The following is a 24,985-nucleotide window of genomic DNA, read 5'->3' as shown; positions in this document are numbered from 1 at the left end:
ATAAACAAATTACATAATAAAATACAATCAGACCGAACTGGCAAGCATTTATTTAAATCACCAAAGATTGCATAGGTTAATTTAAAAATTATTTTTAAATTGCCTTATTAAAGTGCGCCAAATTTTAAATGATGTTTGAATTAAAGAAAATATTCTAATAACATATAGAAAAATAGGCTACCGCCGGCGGATTTTATCCGCCTAGTGCGACAGCCTCTTTCAAAGTTTTTGCGCAACTTTGTTAATTTATTTCTTAATACTATTGTTGATTAGCTAATTTTTTATATCCTTCTAATCTTTCCATTGCATCTTTATGAGTCTTTTCAAATAAAGCTTCTGCAGCTTCTGGGAATGCTTTAGCAAGTGAAGCATATCTAACTTCTCCCATTAAGAATTCCTTAAAGTCAGCAGTTGGTTCCTTAGAATCAAGAACAAATGGGTTCTTTCCAGTTCCTCTTAATGTTGGGTTATATCTGTACATTTGCCAGTATCCACAAGCTGTAGCTCTCTTAGCTTCTTCTTGGCTGTTACCCATACCAATTCTGATTCCGTGGTTGATACATGGAGCATATCCTATAATTAATGATGGACCATGGTACGCTTCAGCTTCTGCTATTGCTTTAAGAACTTGGTTTCTATCAGCACCCATATTAACTTGTGCTACATATACATAACCATAGCTCATAGCCATCATTCCAAGGTCTTTCTTCTTAGTCTTCTTACCTGATGCAGCAAACTTAGCAATTGCAGCAGTTGGAGTAGATTTAGAAGATTGTCCACCTGTATTTGAGTAAACTTCTGTATCAAATACAAATATATTTACATCTTCGCCTGAAGCAAGAACATGGTCAACACCGCCGTATCCGATATCGTAAGCCCAACCGTCTCCTCCGAAGATCCATTGAGATCTCTTAACGAAGAATTCTTTCTTTTCTAAGATTTCTTTAGCAGCATCTGTACCAGATTTCTCAAGTGCAGCAACTAAAGCAGCAGCTCTTTCTCTAGTTCCATCGCCTTCGTTCATGTTATCTACCCAATCTTGTAATTCTGCTTTTGCAGGATCGTTAGCTTCGATAGCAGCCTTAGCTAATGCAGCGATTTCTTCTCTTTGAGCTTTAACTCCTAAGAACATACCTAAACCATATTCAGCATTATCTTCGAATAATGAGTTAGCCCAAGCTGGACCGTGTCCTTCATGGTTCTTAGTATATGGAGTTGAAGGAGCTGAACCACCCCAAATTGATGAACATCCTGTTGCATTAGCAACCATCATTCTATCACCAAATAATTGAGTTATAGTCTTAGCATATGGAGTTTCTCCACAACCTGCACAAGCTCCTGAAAACTCAAGTAATGGTTGTTCAAATTGGCTACCTTTAACAGTCTTCTTGTTCATTGGGTTCTTCTTAGGTGCTACTTCATGTAATAAGTATTCCCATGCTTCATCTTGAGCAGCTTGAGAAGCTTGTGGTTTCATAACTAAAGCCTTTCCTGGTGCTGGACAGATTTGAGCACAGTTTCCACAACCTGAACAATCAAGTGTGCTTACTGCCATTGAGTAATATAATTTTTCTTCTGTCTTTAATGCTTTTGCATCAACGATCTTAGCTGAAGCTGGAGCCTTAGCTTTTTCATCTTCACTTACTAAGATTGGTCTGATAGAAGCGTGTGGACATACTAATGAACATTGATTACATTGGATACACTTAGAAGCATCCCATTCAGGAACGTTAACTGCAATTCCTCTCTTTTCGAAAGCAGCAGTACCAGCTTCCCAAGTACCATCTTCCATTCCTTCAAATGCAGATACAGGAAGGTTATCTCCTTCTAATCTATTCATTGGTACAACTATATCCTTAACAAAGCTTGTAGCATGTTTCATTTCTACTGGTGCATCATCTGGGCAGTTCTTCCATGAATCAGGAATTACTACTTCATGAATTGATTCAACACCTTTATCAATAGCAGCATAGTTCATGTTAACTACTTTTTCACCCTTCTTACCATAAGAAGTTACAACTGCTTGTTTTAAGTGTTTAACAGCATCTTCAACTGGAATTATTTCAGTTAATTTGAAGAATGCAGATTGCATAATCATATTAATTCTTCCGCCAAGACCGATTTCTTGAGCTATAGCTACAGCATTTATAGTATAGAACTTAATATTGTTGTTAGCTATGAATCTCTTATATTCTGCTGGTAATTGTCTATCTAATTCAGCATCATCCCAAATTGTATTTAATAAGAATGTGCATCCTGGTTTTAATCCATCTAATACATTATATTTATGAACATAAGATTGGTTAGAGCATGATACGAAATCAGCTTTATTGATTAAGTATGGTGACTTAATGGCTTTCTTACCAAATCTTAAGTGAGATACAGTGATACCACCTGATTTTTTAGAATCATAGAAGAAGTATCCTTGAGCATACATGTCTGTATTATCTCCGATAATCTTGATTGCACTCTTGTTAGCACCAACAGTACCATCTGATCCAAGACCCCAGAACTTACATGCCTTAGTTCCTTCTGGTGTAGCATCAATATCTTCAGTTACAACTAATGAAGTATTAGTTACATCATCGTTGATTCCTAATGTAAATCCATTCTTAGGTTCGTCTTGAGCTAAATTAGCATATACAGCAGCAATATGACCTGGGTTTGGATCCTTAGAACCTAAACCAAATCTTCCACCTATTACTAATGGAGCATCAGCTTGTCCATAGAATGCATTCCTTACATCTAAGTATAATGGTTCTCCAGCTGAACCTGGTTCTTTAGTTTTATCTAATACAGCTATTTTCTTAACAGTCTTTGGAATAGCTGCTAATAATCTTTCATTTGAGAATGGTCTAAATAATCTTACTTTAACTAATCCGACTTTTTCTCCTTTTGATCTTAAGTAATCAATTGTTTCTTCAGCAACATCTGTAACTGAACCCATTGCTACGATAACTCTATCAGCATCTTCAGCACCATAGTAGTCGAAGCAGTGATATTCTCTTCCAGTTAATTTAGTAATTTCAGCCATATATCCTTCAACAACTTCTGGTAAAGAATTATAGTATTTATTAACAGATTCTCTTTCTTGGAAATATATATCTGCATTTTGAGCAGTACCTCTAGTTACAGGATGATCTGGATTTAATGCGTGTTTCTTAAATGCTTTAACAGCATCCCAGTCGACTAATTTAGCTAATTCATCATATTCAAGTACTTCGATTTTTTGAATTTCATGAGAAGTTCTAAAACCATCAAAGAAGTTTAAGAATGGAATTCTTCCTTTAATTGCTGATAAATGAGCAACTGCTGATAAATCCATAACTTCTTGTACAGAACCTTCTGCAAGCATTGCAAAACCTGTTTGTCTTGCAGCCATAACGTCTTGGTGGTCACCAAAGATATTTAATGATGATGTAGCTAATGCTCTAGCTGACACATGGAAAACTCCTGGTAACATTTCTCCAGCAATTTTATACATATTTGGTATCATTAATAATAAACCTTGTGAAGCAGTATAAGTAGTTGTTAATGCTCCAGCTTGTAAAGATCCATGAACTGCTCCAGCAGCACCTGCTTCTGATTGCATTTCCATAACCTTCACTGGTTGTCCAAATATATTCTTTCTTCCCTGAGCTGCCCATTCATCAACATGTTCTGCCATTGGTGATGATGGAGTAATTGGATAGATTGCAGTAACTTCAGTAAATGCGTAAGATACATGAGCGGCTGCAGTATTACCATCCATAGTTTTCATTTTTCTCATCGCGTTGACCCCTCTTTCTACGTGTTAAAACCTAAATTTAAATAATTTAAATTTTTTATATAAATAGCAAAAATGGCTATCTTATAGCACACATTAAATTTAGCTAATTATGTATACTTGCAATCTAAATTAAGGCAAAGGCATAAATGCCTTTGCTATTTTGCAAGCAGCTTTCCAAGCTCTTTAGCATATTCAACATGCGATCTGCTTGGCGACTCTTTAACCGCTAAATCTCCAATTAAATTAAAGCCAAAAGACTTTATTTGATTCTTCCATATTTCCATGAAAGTATCATCAAACCATCCATAACTTGCAAATAAAATACAATTCTTTCCCTTGTTTTCATTTGATAAATCACTTAATTTATTTATAAATGGTTGCATCTCTGTTTGTTCTATTTTAGTAGAATCAGCTGCAGGACTTCCAAACGCAACAGTATCTGCATTCAAAACATCTTCTATAGATGCATCTGCAACCTGTTTAATTGTAACTTCAGCACCTTCTTCTCTAGCACTGTCTGCTATTACATTTGCAAGAGATTCTATATTTCCTCCACAACTCCAGTAAATGATTGACACTTTTTTCATTAATAGCACCTCATCTTCTTGTAAAATAAATAAATTATTTCATATTTACTAAAATGAACTTACTCTTTTATTATATCTCACATAAATTATTTTTCAAGAATTCATTTCATATTTTGGTTTATTTTACAAAATAAATACGCTTTTATATATTTTTATTTTTTTATACTTTCTAGTAAAATATTTACTATAGTTTCAGATGCATTAGTTGACTGACTTTTTTCCATATTTGTTATTAACTCAGATTTCCTATTTTTTAACTCTAATATTTTATTATACAATGCATCATCTTTTAAATCTTCTTCTTCAATCATAAGAGAATAACCTTCTTTAGCAAATGACTTTGAATTCAAAATCTGATCTCCTCTGCTGGCTTTTCTTGATAATGGTATAAGAATAGTTGGTTTCTTAAGCGCAAGGAACTCAAATATTGAATTTGCTCCTGCTCTTGAAATTATATAATCACAGCATTTCATTAAGTGAGGAAGTTCCTCTCTTACAAATTCAAACTGCTTATATCCTTTTTTATTATTTAAAGACTCATCAATATTTCCTTTTCCACATATATGAATTATATTGAATTCTTTTAAAAGCTTATCTAAATTTTTTCTTATTTCATTATTTATAAGTTGAGATCCCAAACTTCCTCCCATTATAAATATGATTTCTTTATCATCATTAAAGCCACATATTTTTTTACCTTCTGATTTATCTCCTTGAAGTATTTCTTCTCTTATAGGACTACCTGTTAATATTCCTTTATTATCCTTTATGTACTTAAGGCTTTCTCTAAATGTTACACACAGCTTATCACAAAATGGTGCAGATAATTTATTTGCAAGACCAGGCGTCATATCCGACTCATGAGCCACAACAGGTATTTTTTTCAACGAGGCTGCCATGACTACAGGAACTGCAACAAATCCACCCTTTGAAAAAATCACATCTGGTTTTTCTTTAGAAATTATTCTTAATGCCTGAATAGTTCCCTTCATAACTTTAAAAGGGTCTGTAAAGTTCTTTACAGAGAAATATCTCCTAAGCTTACCGCTAGAAATACCATAATACGGTATATTTTCTTTTTTTATAATTTCTTTTTCTATTCCATCAATACTTCCTATATATTTGATTTCAAACCCATTCTCCTTTAGTTTTGGTACTAAAGCAAGATTAGGAGTTACGTGACCTGCAGTTCCTCCACCAGTCATTATTATCTTGTACTTAGACAAAAGATATCATCCTTTCTTAATCTGTCTTTTTATCTGTAATTTTGAATTACAACTTGAATAGTTACATTACCATTATATTCATTAATATTTGGATAAAATACTAAATCTATTTTCACATCATTATATACGCCATCATATAATTTTTGCAATTCTTCCTTACTATATTTTTTAGATATAGCTTCTTCAAATTCTTCAATATCTCCAAAATATATAGCATCTATAACTTTGCCTCTTGAAGTTTTTAATTTTAATTTAAGAACATTCCTATTCTTACCAAGAATCATTGCTTTTATCACATTAATATTTTTTTCTCCAAAAAGAGGTTTAGTATTTGCCTTTCCAAATGGCTCTAATTTATCCAGGTCATTTATCATATCAATATTTATATCATCCAAAGGAAGAACCATATCTATAGTTACTTTTTTCGTAAGATCTTCATCACTTAGATTAGCATTTTCATTAAGCCTTCTCCTAAACTCATCAATATCCTCTTCCTTAAGTGAAAATCCAGCTGCCATAGGATGTCCGCCGAACTTAGTAAGTATATCCTTACATTTAACAAGTTCTTCAAACATATTATACTCTTCTATTGATCTTCCTGAACCCTTTGCACCATCTTCACTTTTTGTCAATATTAATGTTGGAACATTATATTTTTCACGTATCCTTCCAGCAATAATTCCTGCTAGACTTTCATGAATATGAGGTAGATATACAACACAGACCTTATCATTAATTATGTCGCTTCCCTCAATAATCTCTATTGCATCTTCTACACCTTTCATGGTCATAGATTTTCTCTCTTCATTAAGCTTAACTAAGTCTTTTGCAAGTAGCATTGCTTCATTTTCATCTTCACTTAAAAGAAGTCTTACTCCTTTCTTAGCATTGTCTAATCTTCCTGAAGCATTTATACATGGTCCTATAACAAATCCAAGATGATAAGCACTTAAAGACTTATCTTGCATTTCACATTCAGTTATTAAGTTATAAAGTCCAAGATTAGTCGTATTATTCATACGTTCCAATCCTTTTTTAACAAAAATTCTATTTTCATCAACAAGGTCTACAACGTCACAAACAGTTGCTATTGCAAGAAACTCAATAAATTCATAACATTCATTTTTATCTATGCCTAACTCTTCATATAAAATTTCTACAAGTTTAAATGCTACCCCTGCACCACAAAGCTGTTTAAATTTATACTTACATTCTTCCTGCTTAGGATTTATTATTGCATCTGCCTCAGAGCTTATAAATGTTCTATTTCCATCTTCATCTTCTAAAAAAGGAATATCATGATGGTCAGTTACAATTACTGTAAGCCCACACTTTTTAGCTTCTTTTATAGGTTCTATTGCTGATATTCCATTATCACAGGTAAGAATAGTATCTATTCCATCTTCTTCAGCCTTTTTTATAATGTTGATATTAATCCCATATCCATCTTTTATTCTATCTGGAATCTCATAATCTACATTTGCTTTACATCTTTTAAGAGCCGAATATAAAATATAAACACTGATAACTCCATCAACATCATAATCTCCTACAATTCTTATTTTCTTTCCATTCTCAATTTTATCTTTAAGTATATGCACTGCTTTTATAATATCCTTCATTTCTTTGCCATCATGAAGCATACTATACTCAGGATGAATATAACTTCGAATCATTTCATCATCTATAATATCTCTATTAACTATAAGCTTACTCATAACTTCAGAAATACCATATTTCTGAGCCATATACTTGTAGTTCATCTTTTTATTTTTAATAAACCATCTTTCTGTCATATTTTTTCTCCTAACATAAAACTACATATATAATTTTAATACAACACTTTAAATAAATCATTCATTTTATTGTTAGATTTAAATTAACATATCAAATTATTATAAAAACAACTCTGCCATAAAAGATTATCTCATTTATAACAGAGTTATTCCTCTTAATTATTTAACTAATATAAAAATAACTTATTTTCAATTACTCAAAATATTTAGTATATAACATTCCAGAAGCAATCTCTTCCTTTTCTTTAGCATAGCCAAGTTCTTCTAATAATTTATATGCAAACATCATTGCTGTCGCAGGACCTCTGCTTGTGATTATATTTTTATTAACAACAACAGGTTCTTCTGAGTAAATACAATTTGGAAGCTCATCTACAAATCCTGGATATGAAGTCATGTTTAGTCCTTCAGTAAGTCCAGCTCTTCCTAAAACTATTGGTGCTGCACATATAGCTCCTATTAATTTATTATTACTGTTTTGCTCCTTTAAAAGACTAATAACTCTTTCATCATCTCTTAAATTTGCTGCTCCTGGCATACCTCCTGGTAAAACTACTAAGTCATAATCCATGTTTTCATCAAAAATCTTATCAGCTTCTACAATAACTCCATGGCTTGATTTTACTGTCTTATCTTTTATTGAAACTAAATCACATTTAATATTGGCTCTTCTCATTACATCTGAAACAGTTAATGCTTCTATTTCTTCAAAACCTTCTGCTAATAATACACATACTTTCTTCATAAATAACACTCCTTAATTCAAATGATGAGGATGCCCTAAATTTATCAGAACACCCTCATCTACTATTATTTATAATTTATTATACACCCGTTCAAATCTTACTTGCAATTAATTATAAGGACACACTATTTATCTCATCATCTAAAACAAGCATCATTATGCTAGTTCCTCTTCCAGCTCTGTTTTGAAGCTTGATATCATCTATTCTAATATCTTCCTTATCTTTGCTCTTAGTAACTAAAGTTAAATATACATGTTCTTTAGATAAAACTAGTACATTATCTCCGTTAGTTTCATAAGGACTATTAAATTTACCAAAGATAACAGCATCATCATCTTTAAGACTTATTCCTGTTACTCCTGAAGCAACCTTCCCCATTGGATTTACATTTTCAACTGGGAATCTTATAGCCATACCTTTTTTAGTTATCATAACAAGATGCCCAAGGTCAGCCTTATCAACATCTACAGATACAACTTCATCATCTTCATATTTAAATTTATAACAGATTTGCTTTAAGAAATCTCCTGCAAATTCCTTAAGTAATGTCTTTTTAACCATTCCTCGTTTAGTGAATGAATATACTGCCATATCTTCAGAATACTCATCTACAGAAGCTATTCTTATTACTTTTTCGTTCTTTTCTAGCTTTCCAACAAAATCTTCAATGGACATATCCTTATTAATTAAATTCTTCATAAGAAATACCGGTACTTTATAAACATTACCCTTGTTTGTAAATATTAATAATTTCTTTAATGAATTAGTTTTTACTTTAAGATAATCTTCTTTTATCTTTCCATATACTTTAAGCTTTCCTTTTTCATTAATTCCAATATTAAATTCAAAATACTCTAATTCATTAACATCTTCTACTTTTATTATTTCATCCTTTTCAGGCATATTAAATAACTGTATTGGAAGAATATTTCTAGTGCTATCTTCTAATTGTGGTATTTCCAATGTAAATTCCAATCCATTTTTACTTGTAAACTTCATGAAGTCACTTTCTTCTTCTAAGTCTCTTAATGATACATTTATAAGTAAGTCATCATCCTTAAGCTTTAATGCTTGAAGTCTTGTATATGATGTTTGGAACTTATCAAGACCGCTCTTCTTTATTCCACCATTTTTAGTTATAAATCTAAATGCTTTTCCTGGAGTTAAGTTTTCAATAGAAATCACATCAATTATCTTTTCATTTTCAAGATCTAATGTCTTAATTATTCTATCAAGTCTTTCTCCTTTTTCCTTCCACTTAAGTTCTGGAATATTTATGCCTTTAGTCTGATACATAAATCCTTTATCTGTAAATACTAATATAGTATCCCTAGTATTTGAACTTATAAGATATTCTAAGCTATCTCCTTCTCTATACTCGATATCTTCTGGATTTGAATTTGATCTATTGTAATTTTTAAGAGGAATTCTCTTTATAAATCCATCTTTAGAAACTGTAATCATAACTTCTTCTACTACAATAAGTTCTTCAGCATCAATCTTACTTTGAGTATCATCTTCAATTATTGCTGTTCTTCTTTCATCTGCATACTTATCACATACTTCTTTAAGTTCAGTTTTAATAACTTTCAATAATTCTGATTCATGTGCTAATATTTTTTCAAGCTTTTTAATAAGCTTAGTAAGTTCTGCATATTCTTTTTCAAACACTTTTATTTCAAGACCTGTTAATCTATAAAGCATAAGCTCTAAGATAGCTCCTGCTTGAATTTCTGAAAAACCAAATTTGGAAACTAAATTTTCATTAGCATCCTTCTTAGATTTTGAACTTCTAATAGTTGCTATTACTTCATCAAGAATATTTATAGCTTTTATGAATCCTTCAACTATATGATATCTCTTTTTAGCTATTTCAAGTTCTTTCTTAGTTCTTCTAGTTACTATTTCTTTTTGATGGTCTACATAATGTCTTATTATAGCTTTAAGACTCATTGTTTCAGGTTTACCATCTGCTAATGCAACCATATTAAAGCTTATGTTACATTGTAAATCAGTCTTTTTAAATAAATACTTTTGAACTTTTTCTACTGCACTTTCATCTGCACTTTTCTTAAATTCAATGACTGCTCTTATACCGTTCCTATCTGATTCATCTCTTATATCTGTAATAAGCTCTAATGCCTTTGCATGTTTCTTATCACCAGTCATTTCAGATATAGTTTGAAGTATCTTCGATTTATTTCTTCTGTAAGGGAATTCTGTTATAACTATTCCAAGTCTTCCATTTTCTAATTTTTCAATATTAGTCTTTGCTCTATATGCAACCTTTCCTTCTCCTGTTTCATAAGCAGAAAGAAGAGATTTTTGACCGATAAGTATTCCTCCTGTTGGAAGGTCAGGTCCTTTTATATAATTCATAAGTTCACTTGTTGTAATCTCATTATTGTCTATATAAGCAAGTACACCGTCAGTAACCTCTTTTAAATTATGTGGAGGTATGTTAGTTGCAAGACCTACTGCAATACCAAATGCTCCATTTACTAAAAGGTTAGGGTATCTACTCGGAAGCACTTTAGGTTCCATTTCACTATCAGAATAGTTAGGAACCATATCAACTGTGTCCTTATCAATATCTTTAAGCATTTCCATTGCTATAGGCGCAAGTCTTGCTTCTGTATATCTCATAGCTGCTGCACTATCACCATCAATAGACCCCCAATTTCCATGACCTTCTATAATAGGTGCTCTTGTTGAAAAATCTTGCGCAAGTATAACCATTGCTTCGTATACTGATGAATCTCCATGTGGATGGAATTTACCAAGTATATCCCCAACTATTCTAGCCGATTTATAATATGGTCTATCTGGAAAAGCCTTAAGCATATATGCACCATATAAAATTCTTCTATGTACTGGCTTTAATCCATCTCTTACATCTGGAAGTGCTCTTTCCTTTGCTACTTCTATAGCATATGGCAGATAATTTTCAGGCATAGCCTCTTCCAATGATATTCCAATTATATTCCTATCCTTAGGAATAAGATTATCCGTTTTCTTTGCCATAACAATCTCCTTTTCCTGCTGTATTAAAATTGTCCAATTCTTTATATTAAAGAATTTCAATTTTCAACTAAAACAATTAACTGCTAACTGTTAACTGCCTAAAATTCTCCGTATTTATACATATACTTCTTTCTTGGCTCAACAACATCCCCCATTAATAGAGAAACCATTTTTTCAGCCTTAGCAGCATCTTCAATAGTAACTTGAAGAAGTGTTCTAGTTTCTGGATTTAATGTTGTTTCCCAAAGTTGGTCTGGATTCATTTCTCCAAGCCCTTTATATCTTTGTATTAATGCTCCCTTTCCAACTTTCTTTTTCGCCTTTTCTAAATCTTCATCACTATAAGCATATTCAACAATACTTTTTCCCTTTGTATCTTTGTATACTTTATATAAAGGTGGTTGTGCTAAATATAAGTGTCCATTAGTAATAAGAGGTCTCATATATCTATAAATATATGTCATCCATAAAGTTCTTATGTGGTATCCATCTACATCGGCATCACTCATAATTATTATTTTATTATATTTTAAATCTTCTTCTCTATAATTATCTAAAGTTCCAGTACCTACAGCAGTATTGAATATTTTTAATTCTTCTGATGCTAATACATTTTCAAGTTTCTGCTTTTCCGTATTCATTATCTTACCTTTTGATGGCATGATAGTTTGAAATCTTCTATCTCTTGCTTGTTTCGCAGAACCTCCCGCTGAATCTCCTTCCACCACTATAAATTCATTATATTCTTTATTTTTCAAAGTACATACTGCTACTTTTCCTGCAAGTGGTGCAGTTCCTTTACCTATTTTTTTCTTTTCAGCTTCATTTATCTTTTTTATTTTATCTCTTCTTTTAGCAGCCTCAAGTGCATTATTTATGATAACACTAGCAAGTTCTTTATTATCTTCAATCCATTCTGAAAACTTTGTATATACAAGATCATTCATCATAGTATAAGCTTCTGAATTTCCAAGTTTAGTTTTTGTCTGACCTTCAAATACTGGATTTGTAATTTTTATTCTTACAATTGCAGTCATCCCTTCTCTTAGGTCATCACCTTCAAATTCTTTATCTTTTTCTTTTACTAATCCAAGCTTCTTTGCCCATTCTTTAAATGCTCTTGTCATCCCAGTTTTAAACCCTGTTTCATGGGTTCCAGCTTCTGTTGTAGGTATATTATTTACATAACTCGCAATATACTCTGTAGTTGAATCTGTAAACTGCATACATACTTCTCCATACATTTGAAGATTTCCAACTGTTCTTTCTCCATCAAATATAATAGGCTTTTCGTGCATTGGAGTCTTACTTTCATTTAAGTATTTTATAAAATCAAGAAGACCATTTTCAGAATAATATTCTTTTGTTATTTCTTGACCTTTTCTATGATCAGTAAGTTCAAGCATAATCCCTTTATTTTGGAACGCAAGCTCTTGAAGTCTTTCATCTATCACATCAAATTTAAAATCAACTGTTGAAAAAACTTCTGCTGATGGTTTAAAAGTAACCTTTGTACCTGTTTTATCAGTTTTACCTACTACTTCTAGTTTTGTTACTGGAGTTCCTGGCATATCTCTTTTAAGTTCTTTATCATATGCATATTCAAATCTTTGTCTATATATATTTCCATTTTGATATACTTCTACTTCAACCCATTCTGATAATGCATTAACAACCGCTGCTCCAACACCATGAAGTCCTCCTGATGTTTTATAATTCTTATTATCAAACTTACCACCAGTATGTAATTCTGTATAAACCATTTCTACACCAGAAATCTTTTTAACTGGATGAATTCCTGTAGGTATTCCTCTACCATTGTCTATTATTGTTACACTTTTATCTTCATTTAAAATTATCGAAATCTTATTTCCATATCCATTAGCTATTTCATCTATGGAGTTATCTATAATTTCCCATATACAATGATGTAATCCCTTACTTCCTGTAGAGCCAATATACATACCTGGTCTTACTCTAACAGGTTCTAATTTTTCAAGGGATGTCAAATCCGTTACATCATAAGCATTAGTATTTTTTAATTCCATAAAACTCCTCCATCTTGAACACCAGTTCTCTTTTCACTTAAAATAAATAACTAAATTTATCTATAAATACTTATTTATTCTACAATAAACAAATATGATTGTATACAGACATCATTTAATATTATGTATTATTACATATTCAATATTCATTTTAAGATTAATCATTTAATTCCATCTATAAAATATACTGCCTTTCTTAATTATTGTCAAAAAAAACTTTATATTTTTTGACATAAATAAAAAATCACTGTGAAATCTATTATTTCACAGTGATTAAATTATTTAAACATCACATATTTCAATTTTTCTAACGTGTTTTGTATGGCTCCATTCCTTGTTATTCTTATTTAAGATACCTTGAATTGTAATTGGAACCCAAGTTATTGTATATACTCCATATAATAAGAATCTAAATAATAAAACCAAATTACTCCATCCAAGGAATAATCCCGTTGCTGCTAAAAACACTAAATTATATCCAATAGTTATAGCTATTGCCATTGGCCAGTTTTCCATATTCTGAGTAAGATATGGAACAACAAACACATTACTTGAATATAGAACCATCATAAATAAAAATCCTTTTGATATTTTTTTATCTATTGCTAAAACAATTGGTGTAAGTAAAAACTGTATAATAACAAATAGTTTAAATACTACATCATCAAATAGATAATTTATCACGAAAATATTCACACCACTAGTATTAGTCTGTATTAATGTTAATACTGCCGATATACCAAGTAATAATGTTACAAATGGTTGTAATACATATAAAGCTGCATCAAATACATAAAACTTTCTTTCAAAAACTGCTTTTTTCAACAACTTAAAGAAGTATCTTGATGCAACGTCAGTAAATCCTTGCATCCATCTTTTTCTTTGAGTCCAAGATTGACCTAATTTAAGTGGTTTTTCATCATAAATAATAGCATCATGTGCCCAGCCTACCTTTTCTCCATTTAAAACAAGTTTACAAGTAAACTCTAAGTCTTCAGTAAGGCAAGTTGCTCCCCAACCTAATTCTTTTAATGTTTCAGTTTCTATTGCAAATCCTGTTCCACCTATTTGATTTGAAAGTCCAACATTAGCTCTTGCTAATTGGAACATTCTATTTTGTGTCCAGAATGCAATTGAATAAGCTGCTGAGATCCATGAATCACTAGGATTCTTACTATCTATATAACCTTGTACAACTTTATATCCCTCTTGTAATTTTGAGTTCATTTCTTTTAAGAAGTCTTTATGTACAAGATTATCTGCATCAAATATGGCAATTGCATCATATTGTTTATCCATTTTGAATAATTTTACAAACATCCATTCTAATGCATAGCCTTTACCTCTTTTATCTTTATTAAATCTTTCACATACATTGACACCATATGCTTTTGATATTTTTGCTGTATTATCTGTACAGTTATCTGCAATAACAAAAACATCATACATTTCTTTAGGGTAATCAAGTTTAAGCATACTCTCTATAAGACTACCTATAACAACTTCTTCATTATGTGCTGCGATTAACAATGCAAACCTATTTTTAGGATTATAATTCTTTTTTTCTTTTCTTCTAAAAAGTCCAAACAGTCCTATAATTAAGTAATAGCATGTTATAGCAAATACAAAAATTTGAAAAACAGCGGTTATGGTAAAAATATATTTCCCCATTACATTCACTCCTAATATTAATGAGAATTCCTCTCATCTTTATTTTTGTTTATTTCTTTTCATACTACATCTATTTAATAATATTTCAAAGAAATTAAAAAATCAACCCTATATTATTACGATAAAATTAATATTTTACCAATATATGCTTGTACTTAACTATACTACTTATTTTTAATAGTATTTTTTTACTTTATAAATTACATAAAAATATTTATATAGTTTAAGTAATATTAATAAAAAACTGATTTAAATTATAAAAATAATTCAAATCAGTTTTATTAATCATATTACTATATACACTTGTAAGTATTTAATATTTATATTATACAATTCCTTGAGCCATCATAGCTTCTGCCACTTTCATAAATCCAGCAATATTAGCTCCTGCAAGCATATTGCCTTCACATCCATATTCCTTAGCAGCTTTCTTAGAATTGTGGTAAATATTCTTCATAATTGTATGAAGCTTTTCATCTACTTCTTCAAATGTCCATGATAATCTCATGCTATTTTGAGACATTTCAAGAGCTGAACATGCAACTCCACCTGCATTAGCTGCCTTTGCTGGTCCAAAGAATATGTTATTATCTTGGAATACTTTAATTGCTTCAAGAGTTGATGGCATGTTTGCACCTTCAGCAACTACTTTTACTCCATTAGCAACTAAAATTTTAGCTGATTCTTCATCTATTTCTCCTTGAGTTGCACATGGAAGAGCTATATCACATTTAATTGTCCAAATACCTTTGCATCCTTCATGATATTCAGCTGTTGGAACTACATCAATATATTCCTTGATTCTTCCTCTTCTAACTTCTTTTATTTCTTTAACTACATCTAGTTTAATGCCATCTTTATCATATATATATCCATTTGAATCACATAATGCAACTACTTTAGCTCCTAAAGCTTGAGCCTTTTGAGTAGCATAAATAGCAACATTACCTGCTCCAGAAATAACAACTGTCTTATCTTTAAAGCTATCACCATTATCATTTAGCATTTCTTCTGTATAGTAAACTAAACCATATCCTGTTGCTTCTGTTCTAGTTAAGCTTCCCCCAAATGTTAATCCCTTACCAGTTAATACAGCTTGGTCACTCAAAGATCTTAATTTTTTATAGTATCCATACATATATCCAATTTCTCTTCCACCAACACCGATATCACCAGCAGGCACATCCATGTTTCCTCCTATATATTTATATAATTCTGACATGAAGCTTTGACAAAATCTCATTATTTCATTATCTGATTTACCCTTAGGATCGAAATCTGATCCACCTTTCCCCCCACCTATTGGGAGGCTAGTTAATGAATTTTTGAATATTTGTTCAAAACCTAAGAATTTTATTATACTTAAGTTTACAGATGGATGGAATCTAAGTCCTCCCTTGTAAGGTCCTATAGCACTATTAAATTGAATTCTAAATCCTCTATTAACATGAACCTTACCATTATCATCAACCCAAGGTACTCTGAACATTAATTGTCTTTCAGGTTCTACTATTCTTTCAAGTAAACCTGCTTCAGCAAATTCAGGATGCTTATCAAATACTGGTGCTAATGTTGTAAGCACTTCAGTAACAGCATCTAAAAATTCCTTTTGTCCTGGATTAGTTTTTTCAACTTTTTCTAATACACTTGAAACATATTCTTTTCCATTCATTTTTTTACATCTCCTTAAATTACTTATTGCCATTTTTATAATACAATATTTATGAATATTTTACCATAAGTTTTTGCACTTTACTTGATATTTTGTAAAATTTTTTTCTTTTTTATATAATTGTCCTAAGTAAATATATAATTATCCTACAATCAATTTAATTTTTATATAAATATTCAAATTATATATATAAATCTTCTTATAATTTATTAAAGTTGAATGTTTTCATTCAACTTTAATCTGACAAACTAATATCGTGATAATAAATCACAAAATATAAATAATTAAATTACTTCATTTATTATTGATTCTAAAAATTTAATTTTATGACCCTTGGAAAATCTATATATAGGAATTAAAGCTATTATACCTCCTATAGTTCCACATATAATATCTGTCATAGTATCATCTAAACTATTTCTTTGAGACATAAGTCCAAAAATCTTATCAGTAGTGTATTCCCATATTTCCCAACCACCAGCTAACGCTAATGTTAGCAAAATGCAAAATAGTAGCATAAACCTTGAATTTATCTTTTCGAAATAGTCTCTAGTAAAATGTGCATATATTACTATACTCATTATTCCTATAATTATTCCTGATACTGTATGCAGTATTTTATCGTAATAAGGTACTATACCATAAAAATCAAGTATGTTTCCAAAATACATAGCCATTATTATAAATATTAATGTTGCTATATATGCTGCTTTAGATTTTTTTAAAAAAGTAAATTTAAAAAAAATCCAAAATGCTATAACTGTTCCAGCAATAAGTATTATCCTTCCTACTTTACTTCCCCCTTGAAAAATTATATTTAAAATCAAAGTAATTGCTAAGACTATTAAAAAAGCTATTGTAATTACTTTCTCATATGTTATTTTCTTGAAAACATTATTGTTTTTCAGATTTTCACTCACACTTTTTCATCTCCAATACTCATATCTTATATATAATATCAAAAATTATATTTGTATTCTCTTTCTACTAAAACTATAAAAAATATATCCAAGTATTATTCCACCTAAAAATCCACCAATATGAGCTGCATTATCAATATTAATTACTACTAGACCTATTACCAAATTCACCCCAATAGTCTTTATTAATCCCATAGTATATTCCTTCTTAACTTTTTTTCGCTCAATTATTGTAAACGCTAATAAAGCTCCCATAAGCCCAAATATTCCTCCTGAAGCTCCAACTGAAATGCTATTAGGATTCATTATTGTACTTAAAATACTTGAAGTCATACATGAAATTAAATATAAAATTATGTATTTCACACTTCCAAATATTCGTTGTATTTGAGGCCCTATACTATATAGCATATACATATTACATGCTATATGAAGAAAACTTCCATGTAAAAATGCACAGGTTATAAGTCTCCATACTTCCCCATCTTGTATCAGCGGTGTATATTTAGCCCCCAAAGATATCAATACTAAATTTTCAACTCTATTAATAATGCTTTCTGGAAGACTGCTTACACTGGCTCCATTTGATAAAGCAATCATATTTAATTTTTTGTTTATTAAATACCTTGAAATTAAGAATACTAATATATTCATACCTATTATTATCAAAGTTGGAACCTTATATTCAAAAAATTTCTTATTTAGCTTTAGCTTATTTGAAGATACTTGTGATTTTGATGTTATATAATTAGTTATCTGTGCTAATGGCTCACATGCTCCATCATAATATTCAACATTATAGTTATATTTATTAATTATTATTCTATTTACATTATGCACCCCACTTTTTATATATTCCTTATCAGAAAAAACCATTACATTTAATGCAAATATTTTATTGAAATTTTTTAAATATTCTAATGCTTCTGTTTCTACGATATCCTCTTCTTTTTCATCTACCAAAATAACACAATACATCTTTCCATTAACATCTTTTACACCTATATAATTATCTTTTTTTGCGAAATTACTATAATAATTAATCATATAAAAATTTTCTTTTTCTATTAGATATTCAAAGAAATTTTTCTTGAATTTGTCCATAATACCCCTCCCTTTAATTCAACTATAAATACATACCATTTAAAATACTCTGTAAATAAATCATAGCTGAAAGTTTAGCCTATAGTTTATTAATCTTTTTACATTTTAATAAAGGTACAATAGTCCTTATTATTTTTAATTTTTATAAGGTCTATTGTACCATTTATAATAAAGCAATTTTATTAAATTTTATCTATTAATAATTAAACCTTTATTTAAATTATTATTTTTCAGTTTCACTTTCTATCATATCTAATAATTCATTGAATCTTCTTATAGTTGCTTCAATTGGTTCATCGCTAGTCATATCCACACCAGCATTCTTTAATATATTAATTGGATAATCACTTCCTCCAGCTTTTAAGAATCCTTTGTATTGTTCTACTGCATTTTCTTTACCTTCTAATATAGATTTTGCAAATGCTGAAGCTGCTGCATAACCTGTGGCATATTGATATACATAGAAATCTGAATAGAAATGAGGGATTCTTGACCATTCTACATCTATTTCTTTATCTACAACAATTGTATCTCCAAAGTATTTAACATTTAAATCATGCCATGCTTTATTGTAGTCTTCTGCAGTTAATGGAATTCCTTTTTCTAATGTTTCATGAGTAAATAATTCAAATTCAGCAAACATAAGCTGTCTAAATACTGTTGTTCTTATTTGTTCAAGTTCCTGGTTAATTAAGAACAATTTCTTCTTTTCGTCAGTTTCTTTATCTATTAAATAATGAATTAATAATGATTCATTTGTTGTTGAAGCAACTTCTGCACAGAATAATGTATACCCAGCATAATAATAAGGCTGTTCTTTTCTTGAATAATATGAATGAATTGAGTGACCCATTTCATGAGCTAATGTTGATACGTCTTCCATTTCATTATTGTAGTTTAACAATACATATGGCATAGTATCATATCCACCCCATGAATAAGCTCCACCTTTTTTACCTTTATTTTCGTAGATATCTATCCATCCATCTTCTATTCCACTTTTAAATATATTTAAGTATTCTTCACCTAAAGGCTTAAGTGCATCTAAAACAATATTAACAGCATCATTAAATTCAACTTTTTCCTTTGGTGTTTCTATAACAGGAACATAAAGATCATACATATGAATTTCATCTAATCCTAATAACTTCTTTTTAATATCAACATATCTATGAAGTGATGAAATATTATCATTCATAACCTTTATAGCATTCTTGTAAACTTCAAGTGGAATATTATTAGGCTTTAAAGAAGCATCTAATGCACTTTCATATTTTCTTACTTTACTTATGAAATTAAAGTTTTTAATTGAAGCTGAAAGTGATGTAGCTAAAGTATTTTTGAATTTATCATATTCACCAAATAACTTTTCAAATGCTGCTTTTCTTACATTTCTATCTTTACTTCTTATGAAAGAAGAGTAATTCCCTTCTGTAAGCTCTACTTCTTTTCCCTCTTCATTTTTTATTTTTCCAAATGTCATATCTGCATTAGTTAAAATATTGTGTATAGCAGAAGGTGCATCAAGACAATCTGAAGCCTGTGCTAAAAGCTGTTCCATATCTTTAGTAAGTACGTGTGGCTTTTCTTTTAAAATATCATCAAATAAGAATTTAAATGTTTTTAATTCTTCTATTCTATTTATTTCTTTTTCAATAAATCCATCTTCAAGACTTAAAATTTCAGGTACAAAATAAGCAGTATATCCTGAAAATTCTGCCATATAAATATCTATTTTACTCATTAATGCTTGATATGTTGCATTTGAAGTATCTTCATCAGATTTTAAATGAGCATATATAAATAAAGTTTCTGCTTTCCTAGATATTTTTTCATTTAACTTTAAATACTCAAGTATTGTTTCTCCATTATTTAATTTTCCCGAAAAATCTTTAAGCTTTACAGCTTCTTTTTTTAAGTCTTCAAAATCTTTTTCCCAAGCTTCTATATTAGGATAGATTTTATCAACTTTCCATTTATACTTTTCTTCAATTTCATCTCTTCTTTTTAATTCGCTCAAAATAACAACCCCTTTCTTCAGTTAACAGGTAACAGTTAACAATTGACATCCTTTAAATAAGATCTAGTTGAGATTTATGTTTTCAACTCTCAACTGATTTTAGTCTTCTTTATATTCGTCTTCTTTTCCTTTTATTGCTTCAAATACGTTAGTCATTTCTTGATCTATTAATGAAACACATTCATTAATTTTTTCTTTCATAACTTGATAATCATCTTCATATTTAAAATTTATTATATATGTTGGATTATATTCATCTAAATCTTCTTGTACTTCGTATCCCTTTTCTTCAAATGGTTCTACATCAAATAAATCATAAATTGCAGAATACTCCCATTCTTCTACATTTTTACTTGTATCAAAATACATATAAACAGTATCATCTAATACATAAAGCTTTGTCACATATAAAGCACCTTCATTTACTTCAAAGCTTCCTAACTCTTTTTTTATAAATCCTGTTTCTTTATCCTTTTCCATTAATACTAGGCTTGAAAAATCCATAACAGCACCATCCTATAATTATTATATTTTATTTAACTGTCACATTAGTTTAATTCTTAATCTTAAGATTATTAACTTCATAAAAATCAAAAATTTAAATCATAATCAATAATATTTAACTTCTAATAGCTTCCTATCTTATCTTTGTGACACTCCATAATATTTTTACAAGTATATTTTTCTACTAAATTATATCAAAAAAAGTTTAATTTAGTCTAATTTATTAATAGTTTTATACATGTAAGATAATATTACCCATATTATAAAATTTATATTATTAAGTATGAAATTTACTTAATATTTTTTTAATCCATACCTAATTATATTTTCATAAATAAGTCCAGTCTCATATTAAAATATGGTAAAATATTTATATAAATTATGTAAAGGAGGTCCATAATATTAATAATGTATCTTTTCACAAAGATTACACTACGAAAAAAAGTAAACCTTTAAAACACCATTCAAGAAAAACACATCAATTATATTATAAAAAAAATAATTCCTTTTTTATTATCTCCATAGCTATTATATTTATTACTTCATTTTTAACTACTCATAGCCTGTATGTAAATACAAATTGTACAGATCTATGCTTTTCAGTTGAATACAATTTTACTTCTAGATTAATATCTAAAAATAAACTTCTACGTGTACAACATATAAATATCATGTCTAAAGACAATAATACAGCTGTTGTAGAAGTTTTTGGCCTTTCAAAATCTAAACCTCATAAAAATACTTCATTAATAGGAACATTTACAAAAACTGATGCTGGAATTTGGAAGCTTTCTTCTGTTGATAATTAAATATAAATAACTCAACAAAAAAAACGGCATAAAGCCGTTTTTTATTATATATCAAAATATTTATTGTTCTCGTATTTAATTACTTATAAATATTTATCAATTAAGATTTTATTAGTTCCAGTTTTCTAAGAAAGCTGTTAAATTATTTACTGTTGCCATATCTTCTCTTTCAAGATCTGTTGGTTGTAATTTGATTCCTAATCTTTCTTCTATTTGAAGAAGTACTTCTATTATAGCTAATGAATCTAATAACCCAGCTTCAAATAAATTTAAGTCTAAATCTTCTTGAAGTTCATCACTTCCTGTAACATCTGTAAAAATTTCAATTACCTTTTCTTTCATTTTTAATCTGCTCCTTTTAACACTTAAGCTGTAGCAATAATAGCTTTACTAACGCTACATCTCAATATTTAGTTTATTTTATTTAAATAAGTATCCTGAAAATAGTAGCATACCAAATGAAACAATATGGAATGTAACTACTACTTGAATACAATTGAAAACTTTATTCTTTTTATGCTTTTTATAAAATTTAGATTTTCTTTGATATATATCTGTTAAAACTAATACTACACCTTGATATAAACCATATAGTATATAGTATACTGTTAATCCATGCCATAACCCCATTACAAACATTGTTAAAATCTGTGCTACATGGGATGCTGTAAATCTACTTTTAAATCTCTTTTTCCTCATTGAATTTAATACAAATCTTGAAAAAATATAATCTCCAAACCATCTAGATAATGAAATATGCCATCTAGTCCAGAATTCCTTCATATCTTTACTTATAAATGGTTTATTAAAGTTTTCTGGCACTTTTATTCCTAGAATATATCCTGTTCCAATTGCAAATAAGCTATACCCAGCAAAATCAAAGAATAAATACAATGTATATGCATACATATAACTTATTGTATTAAATAATGTTTTTTCTGCCGGTATTACTCCTATCCAATAAGTATCTATGAGATAAGCAATTACAAACTTATAAAGTACTGCTATAATTAATTTTTTAAAACCTGGAACGAAATATTCCTTTATATACTCATTTTTTTCTAACTTTTTATCTAAATCCTCTTCAAATCTCTTCCATCTATCTATAGGTCCTGAGCTTAAAGTTGGATAAAATATCAAAAAGTATAAATATGTAAAGAAATTTACATCTTTTATTTTTCCATCATATATTTCAATAACCATTTGAATAGCTCTAAAGTTAAGATACGATAGTCCTATAAATCCTATAGTAGATGCATATCTTGTAAGTCCTGCAAATTTAGTTATTATTACAGGCAACATTGAGAAAAATAAAAATAAGTAATAAACATATTTATTATCAGTCCTTTTTCTTATATATAAATATGTATATATAACAAATGTTTCTCCAATAATAAATGCAATAAATAATATTAGTCCTAATCCCCTTCCCATTATAAGAAAAGCCATAAGAGCTGAAAGAATAAGTCCATAATATCTTGTTTTCTTCTTAAAAAGCCCCATAATAATTGCTGGTATTAGTGCTAAGAATGAAATATACAGGTAAAAATAATCACCATATTGTGTAAAACTCATTATACTTCCTCCAATAATTTTTTCCTGTCTATCTTACCATTAACATTAGTAGGAAATTCTTTAACTATCTTAATATTTCTTGGAATCATATATGATGGTATCAGCTGTCCTAATTCCTTTTTAATTGCAATTCCATTTTTTAAGTTACTTAAACCATTATCTTCTTGAAGTTCAATAAAAGCAGTAAGATATGCAATCTTATCATCCTTCTTTACTGGAACTACTGCTGCATTTTTTACATTGCTTACTCTAATAAGATTATTTTCTATATCTTCTATTTCTATTCTATATCCATTTAATTTTATTTGAAAATCTTTTCTTCCACAGTAGTATAAGTTTCCATCAACATAATAACCTAAATCACCAGTCTTATATGCTCTACATTTTTCTCCCTTATACTCATCATAGAAAAATGATTCTTCTGTTTTTTCTGGATTATTAAAATATCCCTTACTAACACTAGGTCCAACTATAATTATTTCGCCTTTTACGTTATCAGATACTTCATTACCTTCTTCATCTACTATCTTTACCACAGAAGTCTTCATAGGATATCCAATAGGTAAACTACCTTCCTTATGTAACAATTCTCTATTCATATCATTAGCACTAACTGCTACAGTTGCTTCTGTAGGTCCATAACCATTTATTATTCTTGTATTAGGGAATCTATTAAGAAGTTCTTCACATAATGTCTTAGGAAGTACTTCTCCTACAAACACCATAGCTTCAAGTCCTGGAAGCATGTTGCTATTAAAACTATCTTCTACAACACACATTCCTGCAAATGATGGTGTTGATACCCATATATTAATATTTGAATTTGTTAAATCTTCAAATAGACTTTTTAAATTTGCAAGTGTTTTCTTTGATAGTCCGTGTAATGTCTTTCCATAGCATAATCCTGGATAAATAGATGTTACAGATAAATCAAATGAATATGCAGCCTGATTCATAAATACGCCTTCACTTTCATCTAATTTTAAATAATCTGCCATCCATTCAACAAAATTATCAAGATTATTACTACTTATTTGAACTCCTTTTGGCTTTCCTGTACTTCCTGAGGTAAATAGTATATAAGCATTTTCATCTTCTTTTACCCATTCTTTTTCATCTACATTTATATGTAAAAACTCAGCCACTATTTTTTCTACATCATCTTCTTTTAAAATTTTAGCACTATTAAAATCATTTCCTTCACTAAAATCAAATATAACCTTAGCTTTTACTTCACTTTGTATAGTTTCTACTCTTTCCTTAGGATAACTTACATCTATTGGAACATAAGCTCTTCCTGACTTTAATGCTGCCATCATAACTGCCATCATATAATTTTCTTTATTTCCATATAGGATAATTGGAGTTCTATCATTTCCAAATTCATTTAATAAATATGCAGCTATAGCTTCTGATATGTTGTCTAATTCTTTATATGACATAGACTCTCCATCGCAAGTTAATGCAATTCTATCCGTTTCAGAATATTTCTTTATAGCTCTTAAAATTTTCAT

Annotated in this window: 17 protein-coding genes; 1 reads left to right on the top strand and 16 read right to left on the bottom strand. The window is 29.4% G+C overall.

Annotated features, from left to right (window positions below; all coding sequences use genetic code 11):
• Positions 1 to 259 precede the first annotated feature (259 nt).
• The 13 genes from nifJ to HF850_RS03805 form a co-directional block, all read right to left on the bottom strand.
• A complete protein-coding gene (nifJ, locus tag HF850_RS03865) occupies positions 260 to 3,769 on the bottom strand; it encodes a pyruvate:ferredoxin (flavodoxin) oxidoreductase (RefSeq protein ID WP_169104163.1) in 3,510 nt (1,169 codons plus the stop codon).
• A gap of 155 nt (positions 3,770 to 3,924) precedes the next feature.
• Positions 3,925 to 4,356, bottom strand: a complete 432-nt coding sequence (locus HF850_RS03860) for a flavodoxin domain-containing protein (RefSeq protein ID WP_169104162.1) — start codon at positions 4,354 to 4,356, stop codon at positions 3,925 to 3,927.
• A gap of 152 nt (positions 4,357 to 4,508) precedes the next feature.
• A complete protein-coding gene (locus tag HF850_RS03855; protein WP_169104161.1) occupies positions 4,509 to 5,582 on the bottom strand; it encodes an undecaprenyldiphospho-muramoylpentapeptide beta-N-acetylglucosaminyltransferase in 1,074 nt (357 codons plus the stop codon).
• Positions 5,583 to 5,611: 29 nt separating this feature from the next.
• A complete protein-coding gene (gene recJ, locus HF850_RS03850) occupies positions 5,612 to 7,378 on the bottom strand; it encodes a single-stranded-DNA-specific exonuclease RecJ (RefSeq protein WP_169104160.1) in 1,767 nt (588 codons plus the stop codon).
• A 193-nt stretch (positions 7,379 to 7,571) separates the two neighbouring features.
• On the bottom strand, positions 7,572 to 8,123 hold the full coding sequence (locus HF850_RS03845) for a DJ-1 family glyoxalase III (RefSeq protein ID WP_169104159.1): 552 nt from the start codon (positions 8,121 to 8,123) through the stop codon (positions 7,572 to 7,574).
• Between the two features lie 112 nt (positions 8,124 to 8,235).
• Complete coding sequence (locus HF850_RS03840; RefSeq protein ID WP_169104158.1) at positions 8,236 to 11,148, bottom strand: DNA topoisomerase IV subunit A; 2,913 nt, start codon at positions 11,146 to 11,148, stop codon at positions 8,236 to 8,238.
• 98 nt (positions 11,149 to 11,246) lie between these two features.
• Positions 11,247 to 13,196: a DNA topoisomerase IV subunit B gene (locus tag HF850_RS03835; RefSeq protein WP_169104157.1), complete on the bottom strand. Its 1,950-nt coding sequence runs from the start codon at positions 13,194 to 13,196 to the stop codon at positions 11,247 to 11,249.
• A gap of 282 nt (positions 13,197 to 13,478) precedes the next feature.
• Positions 13,479 to 14,867, bottom strand: a complete 1,389-nt coding sequence (locus HF850_RS03830) for a glycosyltransferase family 2 protein (RefSeq protein ID WP_169104156.1) — start codon at positions 14,865 to 14,867, stop codon at positions 13,479 to 13,481.
• 325 nt (positions 14,868 to 15,192) lie between these two features.
• Positions 15,193 to 16,539, bottom strand: coding sequence for an NADP-specific glutamate dehydrogenase (gene gdhA / locus HF850_RS03825; protein WP_169104155.1), 1,347 nt, complete (start codon positions 16,537 to 16,539; stop codon positions 15,193 to 15,195).
• 284 nt (positions 16,540 to 16,823) lie between these two features.
• The gene (locus HF850_RS03820) at positions 16,824 to 17,459 is read right to left on the bottom strand and encodes a hypothetical protein (protein WP_169104154.1); all 636 of its coding nucleotides are present in this window, start codon (positions 17,457 to 17,459) and stop codon (positions 16,824 to 16,826) included.
• A gap of 45 nt (positions 17,460 to 17,504) precedes the next feature.
• Entirely contained in the window at positions 17,505 to 18,563 is a 1,059-nt protein-coding gene (locus tag HF850_RS03815; RefSeq protein WP_169104153.1) for a rhomboid family intramembrane serine protease, read from the bottom strand.
• Between the two features lie 223 nt (positions 18,564 to 18,786).
• Positions 18,787 to 20,583, bottom strand: coding sequence for an oligoendopeptidase F (gene pepF, locus HF850_RS03810; RefSeq protein ID WP_169104152.1), 1,797 nt, complete (start codon positions 20,581 to 20,583; stop codon positions 18,787 to 18,789).
• Positions 20,584 to 20,682: 99 nt separating this feature from the next.
• Positions 20,683 to 21,087 carry a DUF6762 family protein gene (locus HF850_RS03805; RefSeq protein WP_169104151.1) on the bottom strand — a complete coding sequence of 135 codons (405 nt, stop codon included), beginning with the start codon at positions 21,085 to 21,087 and terminating at the stop codon, positions 20,683 to 20,685.
• Between the two features lie 671 nt (positions 21,088 to 21,758).
• Between HF850_RS03805 and HF850_RS03800 the strand changes: the two genes are divergently transcribed.
• A complete protein-coding gene (locus tag HF850_RS03800; RefSeq protein WP_169104150.1) occupies positions 21,759 to 21,896 on the top strand; it encodes a hypothetical protein in 138 nt (45 codons plus the stop codon).
• A 111-nt stretch (positions 21,897 to 22,007) separates the two neighbouring features.
• On the opposite strand, the gene dltC is transcribed toward HF850_RS03800, so the two are convergent.
• From dltC to dltA, 3 genes are all read right to left on the bottom strand, one after another.
• A complete protein-coding gene (gene dltC / locus HF850_RS03795; protein WP_169104149.1) occupies positions 22,008 to 22,238 on the bottom strand; it encodes a D-alanine--poly(phosphoribitol) ligase subunit DltC in 231 nt (76 codons plus the stop codon).
• A gap of 78 nt (positions 22,239 to 22,316) precedes the next feature.
• Positions 22,317 to 23,471 carry a D-alanyl-lipoteichoic acid biosynthesis protein DltB gene (gene dltB, locus HF850_RS03790; protein ID WP_169104148.1) on the bottom strand — a complete coding sequence of 385 codons (1,155 nt, stop codon included), beginning with the start codon at positions 23,469 to 23,471 and terminating at the stop codon, positions 22,317 to 22,319.
• Positions 23,471 to 24,985, bottom strand: a complete 1,515-nt coding sequence (dltA, locus tag HF850_RS03785) for a D-alanine--poly(phosphoribitol) ligase subunit DltA (protein WP_169104147.1) — start codon at positions 24,983 to 24,985, stop codon at positions 23,471 to 23,473. The genes dltB and dltA overlap by 1 nt, the downstream gene beginning before the upstream one ends.

The sequence above is a fragment of the Clostridium sp. SM-530-WT-3G genome (assembly GCF_012843905.1).
Lineage (GTDB): Bacteria > Bacillota > Clostridia > Clostridiales > Clostridiaceae > Clostridium.
This window is presented reverse-complemented; position numbering and strand designations above follow the sequence as displayed.

Excerpts from the sequence above, each read along its gene's own strand:
- nifJ (WP_169104163.1), bottom strand. The coding sequence starts at position 3,769 with ATGAGAAAAATGAAAACTATGGATGGTAATACTGCAGCCGCTCATGTA.
- HF850_RS03860 (WP_169104162.1), bottom strand. The coding sequence starts at position 4,356 with ATGAAAAAAGTGTCAATCATTTACTGGAGTTGTGGAGGAAATATAGAA.
- recJ (WP_169104160.1), bottom strand. The coding sequence starts at position 7,378 with ATGACAGAAAGATGGTTTATTAAAAATAAAAAGATGAACTACAAGTAT.
- HF850_RS03845 (WP_169104159.1), bottom strand. The coding sequence starts at position 8,123 with ATGAAGAAAGTATGTGTATTATTAGCAGAAGGTTTTGAAGAAATAGAA.
- HF850_RS03840 (WP_169104158.1), bottom strand. The coding sequence starts at position 11,148 with ATGGCAAAGAAAACGGATAATCTTATTCCTAAGGATAGGAATATAATT.
- HF850_RS03835 (WP_169104157.1), bottom strand. The coding sequence starts at position 13,196 with ATGGAATTAAAAAATACTAATGCTTATGATGTAACGGATTTGACATCC.
- HF850_RS03830 (WP_169104156.1), bottom strand. The coding sequence starts at position 14,867 with ATGGGGAAATATATTTTTACCATAACCGCTGTTTTTCAAATTTTTGTA.
- gdhA (WP_169104155.1), bottom strand. The coding sequence starts at position 16,539 with ATGAATGGAAAAGAATATGTTTCAAGTGTATTAGAAAAAGTTGAAAAA.
- HF850_RS03815 (WP_169104153.1), bottom strand. The coding sequence starts at position 18,563 with ATGGACAAATTCAAGAAAAATTTCTTTGAATATCTAATAGAAAAAGAA.
- HF850_RS03805 (WP_169104151.1), bottom strand. The coding sequence starts at position 21,087 with ATGGATTTTTCAAGCCTAGTATTAATGGAAAAGGATAAAGAAACAGGA.
- HF850_RS03800 (WP_169104150.1), top strand. The coding sequence starts at position 21,759 with ATGTCTAAAGACAATAATACAGCTGTTGTAGAAGTTTTTGGCCTTTCA.
- dltC (WP_169104149.1), bottom strand. The coding sequence starts at position 22,238 with ATGAAAGAAAAGGTAATTGAAATTTTTACAGATGTTACAGGAAGTGAT.
- dltB (WP_169104148.1), bottom strand. The coding sequence starts at position 23,471 with ATGAGTTTTACACAATATGGTGATTATTTTTACCTGTATATTTCATTC.
- dltA (WP_169104147.1), bottom strand. The coding sequence starts at position 24,985 with ATGAAAATTTTAAGAGCTATAAAGAAATATTCTGAAACGGATAGAATT.